Origin of the sequence: Emticicia sp. W12TSBA100-4, assembly GCF_040253585.1 — a bacterium.
Classification (GTDB): Bacteria; Bacteroidota; Bacteroidia; order Cytophagales; family Spirosomataceae; genus Emticicia.
Window position 1 is genome coordinate 39,486 of the sequence record NZ_JBELAU010000020.1, and the last position, 16,764, is coordinate 56,249.

A 16,764-nucleotide genomic window follows, 5' to 3' on the forward strand; every position below is an offset into this window, starting at 1 on the left:
ATGCAAACAACCCCAAACTTTATACCCGCATTAGGTTATGATTTTTTGACGGCATACTACGATTTAGCAATCAAACTAACGATGCCTGAAAAGAAATTTCGTAGGCTTTTGGTAGATACTATCAAACCGAAATCCGATGAAAAGATTTTAGAGTTTGGCTTTGGGACTGCTCAAAATCTACTTTTAGTTACAAAAGAATGTGCAAATGTAGATTTACGAGGCGTAGATATTGACCCAAAAGTAAAGGAAATAGCGGCGTATAAAATAGCTAAAAATAATCTCTCAATTCCATTAGACTTATATGATGGAGTTATGTTGCCTTACGCCAATAATCAATTCGACAAAGTTTATAGTTGTTTGGTTTTTCATCAATTAGATGCAGAAACAAAGCTAAAATGTTTAAAGGAGATTTTCAGAGTTCTGAAACCAAATGGGAAATTGATAATTGCCGATTGGGGCGAAGCTGCAAATATACTCATGCGATTAACTTTTGGTTTGGTTCAAATTTTAGATGGATTCAAAACCACCAACGACAATGTAAGAGGGCTAATGCCCAATTTCATAGAAAAGGCTGGTTTTGATAATATTTTCATTTCAGATTCAATCAATACTATCATTGGTACTTTTTCATACTTTACTGCTCGAAAAAATGAAATTATTAAAGTCGATTTTCAAAAAAACGGGTGGCATTCCGCTTGTTAAAAAGTGCTGTCAATCAATCGTTTTGTTGATGCTTTCTAACCATGTATTTGCAATAAATCATGTTACGAAAATAGAAGTTTTTGGTAAACAACCAAGTCAGATTTATGACTTTATGTTTAGTTTGGATAAGCCTAAATACATGGCATGGCATCCAGAAGACCATGCGGGTTTTATGATAATCAAGCAAACAGAGGCAATAAGAGGTTCTGTTTTCTATTTCGATGAAAGAATTGGAGGTTTTCGAGTAAATCATCAGTGGGAAGTAGTCGGAGTTATGAAAAATCATAAAATCATTATGAAAGCTATCTATAAAATTCCCGTTTATTTGATTTTAACCTTTGACGAAACACCAAATGGAACACTCGTAACACATGATTTACAAATCGGTAATCAACAGAAATCTGGCGGAATTAAAGATTGGTTTATCAAAAAGTTTATTTTTACTCTTTCGAGGCAAAATGCCCTTACTAAACACGCCATCGAAGAATTTAAAAACTTAGAAAAACTCATCTAATGACTACAAATTTATCTCAAATCATTCACCAATATAAAACAGATTCACAGAGTGTTTATAATACTTGGTTTATTGATAATGACCAACGCTTAAAAGCATTTCGTACCATCCGAAGGGGTGTTTTACAAGTAGTGGAAGACATTAAAAACAAAACTTTTCCAAATGATTTTAAGGGCAGTTCCTTAGAGTTTGTCTTGAACTGTATTGCCGAACAAAAACAAGTTTTTGTAGGGGTTTCGCATCCGTTTTATTGGAAGCCTAAATTAAGAATCCCTGACATTTATGAAAATCCAAGCAATAAAACGGCTTTTGGTCAATTTCTTGAAAACTGTATCAATGCCAAAACAGAGGAGCAAATTATCAAAGAAATTGTACGATTAGATGCCCTCAAAATCAAAGGTTTAGGTCCTGCCGTTGGTAGCATTTTGTATTTCTTGCACCCAACATTATTTCCACCTTTCAATACAGCCATCGTCAATGGTTTCAATACTTTGTTTAATGATAAAAAGAAATTAGGCTCATGGTCTGAATATTTTAAAATTAGAGAGGTTTTGATTGAAACCAATCAAAAACATAAGGCTGAATTATCAAATGATTTAGGAGCAATCGCAGGGCTTTGTTTTGAAATTGGAACGCAAAAAATGCTCATTGGCAATGATGAATATTTGAGTGAAGACGAACGAAGTAAATTAGAAAAAAGCATCGAAAAACGCCAAAAAGAAATCAGAGAAGAAAAATTGGAAGAAAACCTTCATTCTGAAATGCAATTTCATTTACTAAAAATTGGACAAAGTTTGGGTTATGATGCTTTTGTCGCATCAAATGACCGTTCGAGGTCTTATGAGGGTAAAAGTTTTTCGTTTATGAGTACTGATAAGTTTCCTGCAATTGATTGCGACAAAGATACAGCAAACACCATCAAACTGATTGATGTTTTGTGGTTTGAAAAAGGCACAAACAATGTTATTTGTGCCTTTGAAGTAGAAAAAAGTACAAGTATTTATTCAGGAATTTTAAGATTGACCGACCTTTCTTATTCAATCGCTGATGGTGATGAAATCTTTTATTTAGTTGTACCCGAAAGTCGTGAAAAAGATGTGATTATGCAACTTTCACGCCCATCAATCAGACAAATCAAAACACCTATCAAATACATATTATTTACAGAGTTACGCCAAAATTGTGATGCACTTTGCCGATTTGGCGACAGTCATAAAATAATGGAAAAAATCTCAAAAACTGTTTAAATACATTCAAAAATGAAAAAAACAATCACATTTGCAATTATTTCAAGCCTTTTTTTAGCTTGTAATTTAAATCAATCAAACACTAATAATGCTGATTCTACCCAACACAAAGAGAGGGTAAATATGTCTGCAACAGATAGCACTCACTTTACCCATTCCACTACTAATAGCAGCTTTGATGATATTATTTCGGGCTATCTCGACTTAAAAAATGCTTTGGTCAACGATAATAGCAAGGCGGCAAGCGATGCCAGTAAGAAAATCTTGGCAAGCTTAGAAAAAAAAACAAATAATCAAACCAAAGAAGTATTAGAAATTCTGGAAAGTATAAAGGAAAATGGAGAGCATATTAGAGATAATGCTGATAAAATTGACCATCAACGAGAACATTTTGCTTTGATAAGCAAGGATGCCATTGATTTAGTAGCTCAATCTGTCACCTCAAAGAAACTTTATCAAGATTTCTGTCCAATGTTTAATGATAATAAAGGGGCTTCTTGGCTTAGCGAAACAAAAGGAATTAAAAATCCATATTATGGTGCTGAAATGCTTACCTGCGGTTCTGTAAAAAAAGAATATTAAATAATTAAAAATGGTAGAAAAATTAATTTCAATATCACTAAAAAATAGGGCAATAGTGCTACTATTAGCAGCGGCACTATTTGCCTATGGTGTCTATTCTATTCAAAAGAATCCAATAGATGCCATTCCTGATTTAAGTGAAAATCAGGTAATAGTTTTTACGGAATGGATGGGAAGAAGTCCACAAGTGATTGAAGACCAGGTTACCTACCCATTGGTAAGCAATCTGCAAGGTATCCCCAAAATAAAAAATGTAAGGGGTACATCAATGTTCGGGATGAGTTTTGTTTATATCATTTTTGAAGACGATGTTGATATTTATTGGGCAAGAACAAGAGTATTAGAAAGGTTGAATTACGCCCAAAGACTTTTACCGCAAGGTGTTACTCCATCCTTAGGTCCCGACGGCACTGGTGTTGGTCATATCTTTTGGTATCATATTGATGCACCCAAAATGGATTTGGGAGAACAAAGGGCTTTACAAGATTGGTATGTAAAACTTGCCTTACAAACAGTGCCTGGGGTGGCTGAGGTAGCATCATTTGGCGGCTTTGAAAAACAGTATCAAATAATAATAGACCCTGTCAAACTTCAATATTACAATATCACTTTGATGGATGTGATGAATAAAATAAAGGCAAACAATAATGATGTGGGTGGGAGAAAGTTTGAAATGAGCAATATGGCATATATTATTAGGGGGCTTGGGTATATTAAAAATTTAGAGGATATAGAAAATACGGCTATTAGTAATAATAATGGCATTCCTGTCAGAGTAAAAGATATTGGTTCGGTGCAAATGGGTGGTGATTTACGTTTGGGCATTTTTGATATGGATGGTAAGGGTGAGGTTGTAGGAGGAATTGTAGTTATGAGATATGGAGAAAATGCCGATAAAGTAATTACAGGGGTAAAAGAAAAAATGAAAGAAGTTCAAAAAGGCTTACCAGAAGGTGTTTTATTTAAAACGTCTTATGATAGAAGTACGCTCATAAAAGCGGCTATTGAATCAGTAAAAGGCACTTTGATTGAAGAAATGATAACGGTATCTATTGTAGTATTCATTTTTCTGTTTCATTGGCGTAGTGCATTAATAATTCTTATACAATTGCCAATATCGGTTGCCGCTGGCTTTATTTTCCTTGAAATGTTTGGTATCTCCTCAAATATAATGTCATTAACAGGGATTGCTTTGGCTATAGGCGTAGTAGTTGATGACGGAATCGTAATGGTTGAAAATGCGTACAGACATATAAGTCACGCTCAAGAATTAAAAAAATAAAGCAATGAACTTAAATATAAAAAAAATATTTGCCAAACAAATAGACCCATTGAGTGCGGATGAAAAAATGCAAATTATTGAATCCTCTTCTAAACAGGTGGGGCCAGGCGTTTTTTATTCAACTATTATTGTGGTTACCTCTTTTCTTCCTGTTTTTATGCTAACGGGTATGGAAGGAAAACTGTTTCATCCATTAGCTTGGACAAAAACTTTTATCTTACTCGTTGATGCTTTTTTGGCAATTACACTTACTCCAGTATTAATCTCTTTGCTTTTAAAAGGTAAACTAAAACCTGAAGAGGCGAACCCCATTACTCGTTTTTTAGAGAAAATATATACTCCAATATTAAGGGTTTGCCTAACATGGAGAAAAACTACAATTTTATTAAATGTAGTGGCTTTAGTAATTGGGGGGATAATGATGACCAAATTAGGTTCTGAATTTATGCCTCCTTTAGATGAAGGTTCGCTACTATTTATGCCAGTAACGTTACCTGATGTTTCAAATTCTGAAACTAAAAGAATATTGCAAGTGCAAGATAAAATTATAAGGTCTGTACCCGAAGTAGTTCACGTTTTAGGAAAAGCAGGAAGAGCAAACACCGCAACAGATAATTCACCTATCAGTATGATTGAAACAATTATTTTACTAAAACCACAAAATGAGTGGCGTAAAGGGATTACTAAAAATGATATTATAAATGAACTGAATGCAAAAATTCAAATACCTGGCACAACCAATGGCTGGACAATGCCAATCATTAATCGCATAAATATGCTTTCAACTGGTATTCGTACCGATGTAGGAGTAAAGGTATATGGTCAGAATTTAGATACTATTTATGCGTTTTCTCAAAAAATAAAAAAAGAATTACAAGGAATAGATGGTGTGAAAGATTTATATGTTGAGCCTATTACAGGGGGAAAGTATATTGATATTACCATAAAAAGAGATGAAATTGGAAGATATGGACTATCTATTGACGATGTAAATGCAGTAGTTGAAAGTGCATTAGGTGGTATGAAACTTACCACCACAATAGAAGGAAGGCAAAGGTTTTCTGTGAATGCCAGATACGGACAAGACTTTAGAAACAGCCTTGTCGCATTGAAAAGGTTGCAAGTACAAACAATGCAATATGGGACAATTCCATTAGAATCCATTGCAGATATTTCTTTAAGTGATGGGCCTCCTATGATAAATTCTGAAAATGCAATGTTGCGAGGTACTGTTTTATTTAATGTCCGAGAACGAGATTTAGGCAGTACTGTAACTGAAACACAGAAAAAACTTAATGCACTTCTTACCAAGTTACCAAAAGGGTATTTCATAGAATGGAGTGGTCAATGGGAAAATCAAATTCGGGCAAACCGTACTTTAAAATTGATAATGCCTATTGTGATATTAATCATTTTTATGGTTTTATATTTTACCTATCATTCTTTTAAAGAATCATTAATTACTATGATTACCGTGCCATTTGCGTTAGTTGGAGGTGTTTTTATGGTTTATTTTTATAATATTAATTTATCCGTTGCAGTAGCGGTTGGTTTTATTGCTCTTTTTGGAATGGCAATTGAGACAGCTATGTTAATGACAATCTATCTAAATGCTTCAATGATAGAAATGGTTAAAGAACATGGCAATTCAAAAGAGACACTTAATCCATCAATAATAAGAAAATTTGTAATGGATGGCTCCACCAAAAGACTTCGCCCGAAGCTAATGACAGTCAGTGTAGGATTATTTGGTCTGATTCCAATATTATGGGCCACGGGCGTAGGTAGTGATATGATGCGACCCATCTCAATCCCATTAATTGGTGGCACGATTACCTCTACTATCTATGTGTTACTTATCACACCAGTAGTGTTTGAAATAATAAAGGAAAGAGAATTATTACGTAAAGGTAAAATTGAACTAATAGATGTCAAAGAATAGAAGTTTTATATTTAGCATTTTGATATTCTTTTCAGAATATGGCTATGGACAAACACTTTCATTAAAAGCCATTATTGATAGTGTTGAAAAAAATCATCCCGTAGTGGAAATGTACAAAAATGAGATACGCTCGATGGATGAAGCAGCTTTAGGGGCTAAAAGTTGGATGCCACCAACCGCAGGTATCGGGCAATTTATGACTCCCTATAATGTAAACCTTTGGAAAAGAAATGGTGATATGTTAGGTATGGGTTCGGTTATGTTATCTGCAGAACAGATGTTTCCAAACAAAAAGAAACTGAACGCTGACGAAGCCTATATGAAAGCTATGTCTTCTGTTGAAAAGGAAAAGAAAAATGCAGACTTAAATGAACTGGTACAACAGGCCAAACAATACTATTATGATTGGATAATTTTGCAAAAAAGACTTATCGTATCCAAAGCCAATCAAGAACTGTTAGAGTTTATGATTAAAAATGCAGAATTAAGGTATAAAAATGGACTTGAAAAAATTAGTGCTTACTATAAAGCCAAAGCGGCATTAGGCTATTCTCAAAATATGCAATTGATGTATGAAAGCGAAATACGAGACCGAAGGATAAAGTTAAATGCCTTAATGAACAAAAATTCATTTTCTTACTTTCAAATTGACACATCTATTGTCTGGAATGATTATTCTTCATTCAGCTTTGATAGTACATTGTTTTATAACAATAGAAGCGATTTGAAAGCCATTGATAAGCAAACCAATCTAAATACATTAAAAATAGAAACAGAAAAAGCAAGTTTAAAGCCACAGTTTGGAGTAAAATATGATAATGCAATTGGCTTCGGAGGGCAACCCTTACAATACTCAATAATGGCTATGGTTAAGTTACCAATGGTAAGTTGGGCATCAAAAATGAACAAGGCTAACATTCAAAGTATAATTTGGAAAAACAATGCTTTGCAATCTCAAAAACAAATGATGGCTGTTGAATATATGGGTATGGCAAACAGTATGCGAAACGAATTTCAACTAAAACAAAAACAGTTGAAACTGTATGATGAAAATATTATACCTGCATTAAAAAATAATTACAAAACAATGCAACTGGCATACGAACAAAATACCGAAGAACTTTTTATGCTATTTGATGCTTGGGAAAAACTTAATATGACACAACTTGAATACTTTGACATTTTAAATAAAGCACTCGAAATGCAAGTGTCGTTAGATAAATTAATTGAAAAGAAATGAAAAGTTTAAATTTAATATTCGTCATATTGACAGTTTTGCTTGGCTGCAATACAAAAAAAAGCAGTCATAAAACGCAGGAAGCAGCATATACCTGTCCAATGCCTTCCGATTCGGTTTTTAGCGATAAGCCGGGCAAGTGCCCTAAATGTGGAATGGAATTAGTAAAAATAACGGAACATTCAAATCATACCCCAACCGAAAACTTAGATGATTATGATTTCCTTCTAAAACCTACCGATGAATTTGCCATCAGTACAATACCTTTAAGCACGATGCAAGACTCTACTATCAATGTTTTAGTTAAGGCTCTTGGCGTTGTAAGCTACGATAAAAACTATGTAGGAAGTATTTCTTCAAAAGTTGCCGGAAGAATCGAAAAATTATTTGTAAAATATAAATATCAAAAGGTGTATAGAGGGCAAAAAATTATGGAAATATACAGCCCCGAATTATTAACAGAACAACAAAATTTAATTTTCTTATTTAAAAACGATAATACGAACACAACACTAATTGAAGCTTCAAAACAACGTTTACGCCTTTTAGGAGTGGCTGATAACGAGATTCAAAATGTAATTACAACCCTAAAACCGAATCCATATATAAGTGTTTATGCAAATTATACAGGGCATTTACACGATGCTGGGGAGGAGAGAGAAATGCAAAACAATAATACCACAATGAATGTTGCCAATGCCGGCATGAACAATGTTGAATTAAAAATAAAAGAAGGAATGTATGTTCAAAAAGGGCAATCGGTGTTTACAATTTTTAATCAAGATAAAGTATATGCTTTATTGAGCATTTTCAATGACGATTTACATCTTATTAAAAAAGGAATTGCTGTTGAATTAACACCCGAATCTGTTTCAGATAATAAAATTTATGGGGCAATTGATTTTATAGAACCTTTTTATAGAAATGAAAGTAAAAATACAATCGTTCGTGTGTATTTTAACAACAACAAATTACAGTTGCCTATTGGTTCTCAAGTCAAAGCTACGATTATGGCAAAACCACAACGTTCCAATTGGGTAGCCGCCACATCTGTACTCAATTTGGGTTTAGAAAAAGTAGTATTTAAGAAATATCAAAATGGTTTAGCTCCTGTTAAAGTTAAAACAGGTATTAAATACAATAATTTAATCGAAATTACAGAAGGATTAAACCCAACCGATAGCATAGCCATAAATGCTCAATTTTTAATGGACAGTGAAAGTTTTATTAAAACAAAAAATTAAGACAATGAAACCTACAATAATATTTTTAACAATTTTAATGCTCTTTTTGTCTTGCAAAGACAAAAAGATGGCACATACCGACCACAACACTTATTACACTTGCTCAATGCACCCACAGGTAGTTTCCGACAAAATGGGAACCTGCCCTATTTGCCATATGGATTTGGTAATGGTAAAAAAACAAAGCAACTTGAAGGCTGGTGAAATATATTTAAATGATGAACAATTACGTTTAGGCAATATCAAAACCGATACACTTTCAGTTGGAACACTTAATGAAAAAATAGTTTTAACAGGAGTTCTCAATTACAATCAAAATGAAAGGCAATCCGTTAGTTCAAGAATAATGGGGCGAATAGATAAACTTTACTATAAAACTGTGGGAGATTATGTTACGGCAGGTTCTCCACTATACGAAATTTATAGCGAAGAACTTAATAATGCCAAGCAAGAATATATTTTGGCAATCAATCAAAAAAAGAAATTTAATAAAGCCATAATTAGTATTGATGAAATAATTGCAGCAGCTACTAATAAATTGTTGTTGTGGGGAATGTCTAAAAATCAAATTAAAGAGTTAGAACAAACCCAAAAAACATCAAATACCACTACCTTTTATAGTCCATCTTCTGGCTATTTTACTTCTATAGCTGTTCAAGAAGGAAGCTATGTAATGGAAGGCGGAAATATTGTAGATATAGCAAATCTCTCGACATTATGGGTAGAAACACAAGCATATTCATCACAATTATCATTCTTACAAAAAAATAGTTCGTCCAAAATTCTTATTCCCGATTTAGATAACCTTGAGATGAATGCAAAAGTTGAGTTCATCAACCCCGAATTAAACAGCAATTCAAGAATAAATACCGTTCGGTTTGCGATAGCAAATAACACCCAAAAACTAAAACCTGGTATGCCCGTTTATGTAATAATCAAAAACCCAAGCGTTCACTCCATCACACTGCCCGCCGATGCTGTCATTCGAGATAGTAAAAGTGCTACAGTTTGGGTACAAACAGGTAAAAATACCTTTACAAGTAAAATGGTTGAAATTGGCATAGAAAACGAAAATAGAATAGAAATAAAAAGTGGTTTAGACATAAAGGATATTGTTGTAACCTCCGGTGCCTATCTGTTAAATAGTGAATTTGTATTTAAAAATGGAACCGACCCTATGGCCGGTATGAAAATGTAAATAGCAGAAAATTATCGTAGCGATACACAGAAATAACTAAACTTTTGGGAAGATGCACTTTGCCGATTTGGTGATAGTCATAGAATCATGGAAAAAATTTCAAAAACGGTTTAAAAAATGAAAAAAGCAGAGTTTCGCAGAAAAATCAGAAAAACCCACCGATGGATGGGCGTTATTTTAGGTATCCAATTTCTGTTTTGGACAGTTGGTGGCTTATATTTCAGTTGGTCAAATATGGACGAAGTACATGGCGACCACCAAAAGGCTCATATTCACCCGATTGGAAGCGATATAAAATTAGTAAATCCACAAGATATTATTCAAAAAATCAAACTGAAAGATACCGTTAATTACATTTTTGATATTCGATTAATTCAACTTTTGAGCGAACCTGTTTATCAAATTTTCTATTCAAAAGAACATGATAGGGGCAAAAAAGTACAGTTAGCTTACGCTACATCAGGTGAGTTACGTTCTCCATTAACAAAAAAAGAAGCCACAGAAGTAGCTCAACAAAACTTTTCAGATGATGCGAAAGTAAAAAACATTGAATATCTGACCACCACAAATGGGCATCACGAATATCGAGAAAGCCCATTGCCAGCTTATGCAGTTACGTTTGACCACCCTTCAAATACAACAGTGTATGTGAGTTCAGAGTTAGGTACAGTTCAGAAATTCAGAAACAACAAATGGAGAGTCTTCGATTTTCTTTGGATGCTACACACAATGGATTACCAAAGTCGTGATAATATTTCTAATTGGCTATTAAGAGCATTCTCAATATTTGGCTTGCTTACTATTTCAACAGGGTTTATTCTATTTTTCGTAAGTCAAAGAAAATCAAAAATAATATGAAATTTACAGTTTCTTTAATCGTAGGTATTTCCTTTGGGGCTTTTTCTCTAAAAGCACAACATGAGCATCATACAATGCCTATGCCTCAAACTTCTACTACAACCGTAGAGAAAAACAGTGATAATATCTCAAATAAAAAGGAAAATCATATTTCAAAAACCGTTCGATATGATTTATATGTAAGAGATACCATTGTCAATTTTAGTGGTAAATCAAAACGTGCCATTGCCGTAAATGGGCAAATTCCGATGCCGACACTGACCTTTACCGAAGGAGATACGGCAGAAATCTATGTGCATAACGAATTGAATGAAGAAACTTCATTGCACTGGCACGGCTTGTTTTTGCCTAACAAAGAGGATGGTGTGCCTAACCTGACACAAATGCCCATCAAACCCCACACAACGCATTTGTATAAATTTCCTATTATTCAGCATGGCACACACTGGTATCATAGCCATTCGGGTTTGCAAGAACAAATCGGAATGTATGGTAATTTTGTAATGTTGAAAAAGTCAGGCGACAATAATTTTAGAAATGGTATTGACGATTTACCTACCATTCCGATTGTTTTAAGCGAATGGACAGACTACAATCCTAATAATGTCCATCGAATGTTACACAATGCCACAGATTGGTTTGCTATCAAAAAAGGTACAACCCAAAGTTATGGCGAAGCAATCAAACAAGGTTATTTTAAAACCAAAGTAACCAACGAGTGGAAACGAATGAATGCAATGGATGTAAGTGATGTCTATTATGACAAATTTTTAATCAATGGTAAGAATGAAAGTCAGCTTTCACAATTCAAAGCAGGCGATAAAGTACGTTTGAGAATTTCAAACGGCGGAGCTTCAACGTATTTTTGGCTAAATTATGCGGGTGGAAAAATAACTATAGTAGCCAATGATGGCAACGATGTAGAGCCAGTTGAAGTTGATAGACTGATTGTTGCAGTTTCTGAAACTTATGATGTAATCGTTACCATTCCAGAAGATAAATCTTTTGAATTTTTAGTAACTTCCGAAGACCGCACAAAGTCAGCCTCTCTGATTTTAGGAGCTGGAAATCAAGTAAAAGCCAAACCAATGCCAAAACTCAAATATTTTGAGGGAATGAAAATGATGAATGGCATGATGAAAATGAATGGAGATTTGGACGATATGGGAATGTCAATGAGCCTCAATCAGATGGATATGAATGTGGTGATGTACCCTGAGATTACAGGCGAAGCCAAAAAACATGACATGAAAAACATGGAAATGGGTGAAATGAAAATGGATGAATCCCAATACAATAGCAACGAACTTTCAGATATTGTTACTTTGAACTACGCAATGCTAAAATCGCCCACAATTACCAACCTTCCCAAAGATGCACCAGTCAAAGAATTGCGTTTTGAATTGAGTGGAAACATGAACCGCTATGTTTGGAGTTTAGACAATAAAGTAGTTTCGGAAGCTGACAAAATTTTAATAAAAAAAGGCGAAAATGTACGAATTGTGCTTTATAATGGCTCAATGATGCGACACCCCATGCACTTGCACGGACATGATTTTAGATTACTAAACGGTCACGGCGACTATGCTCCATTAAAAAATATCGTAGATATAATGCCAATGGAAACCGACACACTTGAATTTAACGCCAATGTTGAAGGCGACTGGTTTTTTCATTGCCATATCCTTTATCACATGATGAGTGGCATGGGTCGGGTTTTTACTTATGAAAATCAAGCCGCTAATCCTCTTATTCCTAATCCTAAATTAGCCCAAAGAAAACTTTTTGCCGATGATAGAAAATTTCACTTAATGGCTGAAAACGACTTTGCTACCAATGGAAATGATGGAATGTTGATGCTACAAAACACCCGTTGGAGCATCGGAACTGAATGGCGATTAGGTTATCACGTCAGGCACGGCTATGAAACAGAAACCCATATTGGGCGATACATAGGTAAAATGCAATGGTTTATGCCATTTATTGGATTTGATTGGAGATATAGAAAATTTGGCATAGATGAAGTTGAAAAAAATATTTTTGGGCAAACCAATACCAAAGATAATCGTAGTTTATTGAGTTTAGGTTTTAATTACACCTTACCAATGCTGGTACGTTTGCAGTCAGAAATATTTACTGATGGCAATTTTCGTCTTCAATTATCAAGAGAAGACATCCCATTGAGTAAACGAATAAGAGGAATGTTTATGGTCAATACAGATAAAGAGTACATGGGCGGATTTGATTATATTTTTTCAAGAAACATCAAAGGTCGAATCCATTATGACAGCGATATGGGCTTTGGCGTGGGAATTGGGTTTAATTATTAAGGAAAATTTGAAATGAATAAATATTGTATTCGACCACTCTGTTTTCGTCATTAACTAAAAGACATAAGACCGAAAACCAGTAAAAAACTTTAAAAATGAAATTTTAATTTAGACTTAACATCTGGCAATTGTTGCTTTCTGATTGGCAACAATTGCTCATGCAATTTGTCAAATCATTTGATAATGAGGCTTTTAAGGCTTGCAATTCTTTTATTCTTTCTTCAATTTTAAACAGTTTTTCATTCATTTTCTCAGCAACATTTTCACAAGTTGCCGCATCTCTATCGAGCAAAGTCAAAAACTCTTCCGTTTCATTTAATGTAAAACCAAAACTCTTTATTCGCTTGATAGTAAGCAATTTGTGAAGCGTATTTTCGGAATACTCCTTATAATTATTTTCTCGCCTCTCTTTTCTACCTATCGAAATCAACCCTTGTTTTTCGTAAAAACGAATCGTATCTCTCGATAATCCTGTTTTGTTTGATAATTCTCCAATTAACATTTTTCAAAAGTTTTTAGAAATTTCGCTTGACAATGGACTATACTCCACTGTTTATCTTTGCAAATGTAATTTTAAAACAAAACAAATAATGGAAAAAACAGCAAAAAAATTAGGTTGGCTCGGTATTACACTTTGCGGATTGTGTTGTGCTTTGCCAATCATAGGTGCAGTTGCAGGTATTAGCTCATTGACCGCAATCGCTTTTTATCTCGAAAAAATCGGAATTATCGCATTAGGATTGGCAGGAATCTTTTTTGCCTACTATTTCTATCAAAAAAATCAAGCAAAAAAAGCCTGTGCAGCTTCATGCGAAACAGATTGTGATTGTAAAGAAGAAAACACGGTAAAATCATAAAATTTCATTATTTTTGTCATAAAAACAAGCCAAATGAGCGTCATAAAAGTAATGTCAATTTTTATTTTAGCTGGTTTGTGTGAAATTGGCGGTGGGTATCTGATATGGCTTTGGTTGAAAGAAGAAAAACCAATTTGGTATGGTCTTTTGGGTGGGTTTTTGCTTGTATTTTATGGTATTGTCGCAACTTTTCAACCCAATAATTTTGCTCGAACTTATGCCGCTTATGGTGGAATATTTATCATCATGTCGTTGATTTGGGCTTATAAATTTGATAATTTCAAACCTGATAAATTTGATATTATTGGTGCAATTATCGTTTTTGTAGGTATTTCTATCATTTTCTTTGCTAAAAGGCAATAAAATCAACAAAACTTAATTCTAAAAAATGAAAAAACTAACAATTCTCGGACTCTTTTTTTGTTGCTTTCAAGCAGTAGCTCAAAAAAAGGAATCATGTTGCAGCGAAGGTACTGCAATGGCTTGTAAACTCACATCGGCAGAATTTAAAGAAAGAAAAGCAACAGTAATTACAAATTTGAAAAAAGAAACTGTAGAGACAGTTGAACTCAAAAACGGCATAAAATATGCTTTCAAAGATAGCGATGAAACAATTGCGATGTTAGCAGATTTCATCAAAACAGAAAGGCAGTGTTGCGATTTCTTTAATTTTCAGCTTTCTGTTTCTGCCGAAAAAAAATATGTATATTTAGCATTGACTGGTCCAAAAGGAGTAAAAGATTTTATTAAGTCTGAACTAACATTATAACAATTATCATTCGTTTTAATCAAATAATTTTATGAAAATTCTATTAGTTTTTATTCTAAGTTTTAGCTTCTTCTTGAGCGATACACCAACCGCTCCATCTATTAATAGTAATGCGATTACTTTTGAATTGAAAAATATTGATGGAAAAACGGTTTCTTTAGAAAATTTCAAAGATTCAAAAGGTGTGATTCTTACTTTTTTGACTAATAATTGCCCGATTGCGAAAATGTACCAAAATCGTGTAAAAGATTTGCAAGAAAAATATGCAAAGTTAGGTTTTCCTGTGATTGCGATTGACCCTGCCGATTCGAGGGAAGACATGAAAACCGTTGCCAATGAAAAAGGTTTTAATTTTGAATATTTGCACGATGCCGACCAAAAAATATCGTTTGCTTACGGTGCAATTGTCAATACGCATACGGTGATTTTGGTAAAAGAAAAAGGTGTTTACAAAATCGCCTACATCGGTGCAATTGATGATAATAGAGACGAAACCAAGATAACAACCAAATATGTTGAAACTGCCATCGCTTCGATTTTGGCAAAAGAAGAAATAAAAACCAAGACCAGTATTGCCAAAGGCTGTACGATTACTTATCGTAAATAAATAAAAATCTCATTATATACACTATAATGAGATTTTTTTAAATAGTTATTTAAGGATTTGCTTAAATAATTAATATATTTGTTACATAATTCAAAACCATTAAATGGATAATCAAGAAATAAGTTGCATTAGAGCTTTTGCCGACCAAGTTCAGATTTACAACTGTAAGCAACAACTCAAAGTTGCCGAAAACTCATTTGCTAATCTTGCCCAAGTGCTAAATTTAGCAGGAAATGAAGTGCGTTTGAAAATTCTGTTTCTACTTAACCAAGAAAATGAACTTTGTCCTTGTGATATTTCTGATATTTTAGAAATGAGTGTACCTGCTGTTTCCCAGCATCTTCGTAAACTCAAAGATGCAAACCTTATTCAGTTTCGTAAAGTTGGGCAAACGATTTTTTATTCTCTAAAACCCAATCATTTAAAGGTAATAGAACCACTATTTCAGCATATTCAGCAAGCCGAATTAGCATTATGAAAACTACCACTTCGCTTCCAAATTTAAGTATTATTACAGCTTTGGCATCCTCATTGTGCTGTATTATGCCTGTTTTGGCTATTTTGGCTGGCACAACTGGCATTGCTTCCACTTTTTCGTGGCTCGACCCTGCAAGACCTTATTTTATTGGCTCAACAGCATTGATTTTAGGGTTGGCTTGGTATAAAAAACTAAAAACACAAAAACAAACAAGCGGCGAATCGCTCAATTGCAATTGTGAAACAGATAGTAAAGTATCATTTTTACAAACTAAAACATTTTTAACCATGATAACTATTTTGTCAATTTTACTCTTATCCTTTCCAAGTTACTCTCATTTATTTTTTCAAAAAACTGATAATAAAGTTACGATAAACCAAGCGGTGAAAAGCCAAAAAATTGAGTTTATAATTAGTGGTATGACCTGTACAGGTTGCGAAGTTCATGTGAAATCTGAAGTCAGTAAATTAAAAGGGATTATAATTGTACAAGTCTCGTATGAAAAAGGGAATGCAATTGTGGAATTTGATAACAAAAAAACAAATATTAAAGAAATCACAAAAGCAATTAATTCAACAGGTTACAAAGTTGTGAATCATAAAAATATATTTTAATGGTAAATATTAGTTTAGAATCAGAAATAACTTGTCCTAATTGTGGACACAAAAAATTAGAAATAATGCCAACTGATGCTTGCCAATATTTTTATGATTGTGAAAAATGTAAGCAAGTTTTAAAGCCACTTAATGGAGATTGTTGTGTTTTTTGTAGCTATGGAACTGTACCATGTCCGCCAATTCAACAAGACGCTAAATCGTGCTGTGGGGTGTAAAAAATAGAATTTGATTCTCAAAAGTTAAATAGAATCCAATTCTATATATCAAAATATATTTCCTTTTTGACTCCCTGTTGCACTT

Annotated in this window: 19 protein-coding genes; 18 read left to right on the plus strand and 1 reads right to left on the minus strand. The window is 33.6% G+C overall.

Annotation, left to right across the window (positions count from 1 at the left end):
- The 11 genes from ABR854_RS23540 to ABR854_RS23590 all read left to right on the plus strand — a co-directional run bounded on the left by ABR854_RS23540 (nucleotide 1) and on the right by ABR854_RS23590 (nucleotide 13,136).
- Nucleotides 1–702: a class I SAM-dependent methyltransferase gene (locus ABR854_RS23540; protein ID WP_350268310.1), complete on the plus strand. Its 702-nt coding sequence runs from the start codon at nucleotides 1–3 to the stop codon at nucleotides 700–702.
- On the plus strand, nucleotides 650–1,216 hold the full coding sequence (locus ABR854_RS23545) for a hypothetical protein (protein ID WP_350268311.1): 567 nt from the start codon (nucleotides 650–652) through the stop codon (nucleotides 1,214–1,216). The genes ABR854_RS23540 and ABR854_RS23545 overlap by 53 nt, the downstream gene beginning before the upstream one ends.
- Complete coding sequence (locus ABR854_RS23550; RefSeq protein WP_350268312.1) at nucleotides 1,216–2,463, plus strand: type II restriction enzyme NmeDI-related protein; 1,248 nt, start codon at nucleotides 1,216–1,218, stop codon at nucleotides 2,461–2,463. The genes ABR854_RS23545 and ABR854_RS23550 overlap by 1 nt, the downstream gene beginning before the upstream one ends.
- 12 nt (nucleotides 2,464–2,475) lie before the next feature.
- On the plus strand, nucleotides 2,476–3,045 hold the full coding sequence (locus ABR854_RS23555; protein ID WP_350268313.1) for a DUF3347 domain-containing protein: 570 nt from the start codon (nucleotides 2,476–2,478) through the stop codon (nucleotides 3,043–3,045).
- A 10-nt stretch (nucleotides 3,046–3,055) separates the two neighbouring features.
- On the plus strand, nucleotides 3,056–4,327 hold the full coding sequence (locus ABR854_RS23560; RefSeq protein WP_350268314.1) for an efflux RND transporter permease subunit: 1,272 nt from the start codon (nucleotides 3,056–3,058) through the stop codon (nucleotides 4,325–4,327).
- Between the two features lie 4 nt (nucleotides 4,328–4,331).
- Entirely contained in the window at nucleotides 4,332–6,269 is a 1,938-nt protein-coding gene (locus ABR854_RS23565) for an efflux RND transporter permease subunit (protein WP_350268315.1), read from the plus strand.
- The gene (locus tag ABR854_RS23570; protein ID WP_350268316.1) at nucleotides 6,256–7,509 is read left to right on the plus strand and encodes a TolC family protein; all 1,254 of its coding nucleotides are present in this window, start codon (nucleotides 6,256–6,258) and stop codon (nucleotides 7,507–7,509) included. The genes ABR854_RS23565 and ABR854_RS23570 overlap by 14 nt, the downstream gene beginning before the upstream one ends.
- Nucleotides 7,506–8,750 carry a heavy metal-binding domain-containing protein gene (locus ABR854_RS23575; protein ID WP_255035240.1) on the plus strand — a complete coding sequence of 415 codons (1,245 nt, stop codon included), beginning with the start codon at nucleotides 7,506–7,508 and terminating at the stop codon, nucleotides 8,748–8,750. The genes ABR854_RS23570 and ABR854_RS23575 overlap by 4 nt, the downstream gene beginning before the upstream one ends.
- Nucleotides 8,751–8,754: 4 nt before the next feature.
- Nucleotides 8,755–9,948, plus strand: coding sequence for an efflux RND transporter periplasmic adaptor subunit (locus tag ABR854_RS23580; protein WP_255035241.1), 1,194 nt, complete (start codon nucleotides 8,755–8,757; stop codon nucleotides 9,946–9,948).
- Between the two features lie 117 nt (nucleotides 9,949–10,065).
- On the plus strand, nucleotides 10,066–10,806 hold the full coding sequence (locus ABR854_RS23585; RefSeq protein ID WP_350268317.1) for a PepSY domain-containing protein: 741 nt from the start codon (nucleotides 10,066–10,068) through the stop codon (nucleotides 10,804–10,806).
- Complete coding sequence (locus ABR854_RS23590) at nucleotides 10,803–13,136, plus strand: multicopper oxidase domain-containing protein (protein ID WP_350268318.1); 2,334 nt, start codon at nucleotides 10,803–10,805, stop codon at nucleotides 13,134–13,136. Before ABR854_RS23585 ends, ABR854_RS23590 begins: the two co-directional genes overlap by 4 nt.
- Nucleotides 13,137–13,239: 103 nt before the next feature.
- Here ABR854_RS23590 and ABR854_RS23595 read toward each other — a convergent pair whose 3' ends face one another.
- On the minus strand, nucleotides 13,240–13,638 hold the full coding sequence (locus tag ABR854_RS23595) for a MerR family transcriptional regulator (protein ID WP_350268319.1): 399 nt from the start codon (nucleotides 13,636–13,638) through the stop codon (nucleotides 13,240–13,242).
- An 88-nt stretch (nucleotides 13,639–13,726) separates the two neighbouring features.
- Here ABR854_RS23595 and ABR854_RS23600 point away from each other — a divergent pair, with 88 nt between their 5' ends.
- The 7 genes from ABR854_RS23600 to ABR854_RS23630 all read left to right on the plus strand — a co-directional run bounded on the left by ABR854_RS23600 (nucleotide 13,727) and on the right by ABR854_RS23630 (nucleotide 16,679).
- Nucleotides 13,727–13,993, plus strand: coding sequence for a hypothetical protein (locus ABR854_RS23600; protein ID WP_350268320.1), 267 nt, complete (start codon nucleotides 13,727–13,729; stop codon nucleotides 13,991–13,993).
- A 33-nt stretch (nucleotides 13,994–14,026) separates the two neighbouring features.
- Nucleotides 14,027–14,356, plus strand: a complete 330-nt coding sequence (locus ABR854_RS23605) for a YnfA family protein (protein ID WP_350268321.1) — start codon at nucleotides 14,027–14,029, stop codon at nucleotides 14,354–14,356.
- Nucleotides 14,357–14,381: 25 nt separating this feature from the next.
- Nucleotides 14,382–14,762 carry a hypothetical protein gene (locus tag ABR854_RS23610; RefSeq protein ID WP_350268322.1) on the plus strand — a complete coding sequence of 127 codons (381 nt, stop codon included), beginning with the start codon at nucleotides 14,382–14,384 and terminating at the stop codon, nucleotides 14,760–14,762.
- 31 nt (nucleotides 14,763–14,793) lie between these two features.
- Entirely contained in the window at nucleotides 14,794–15,369 is a 576-nt protein-coding gene (locus ABR854_RS23615) for a redoxin domain-containing protein (protein WP_350268323.1), read from the plus strand.
- 103 nt (nucleotides 15,370–15,472) lie between these two features.
- Entirely contained in the window at nucleotides 15,473–15,847 is a 375-nt protein-coding gene (locus ABR854_RS23620) for an ArsR/SmtB family transcription factor (protein ID WP_188764938.1), read from the plus strand.
- The gene (merTP, locus tag ABR854_RS23625) at nucleotides 15,844–16,461 is read left to right on the plus strand and encodes a mercuric transport protein MerTP (RefSeq protein ID WP_255035223.1); all 618 of its coding nucleotides are present in this window, start codon (nucleotides 15,844–15,846) and stop codon (nucleotides 16,459–16,461) included. The genes ABR854_RS23620 and merTP overlap by 4 nt, the downstream gene beginning before the upstream one ends.
- Entirely contained in the window at nucleotides 16,461–16,679 is a 219-nt protein-coding gene (locus tag ABR854_RS23630) for a GDCCVxC domain-containing (seleno)protein (protein ID WP_255035224.1), read from the plus strand. The genes merTP and ABR854_RS23630 overlap by 1 nt, the downstream gene beginning before the upstream one ends.
- Nucleotides 16,680–16,764: the final 85 nt, after the last annotated feature.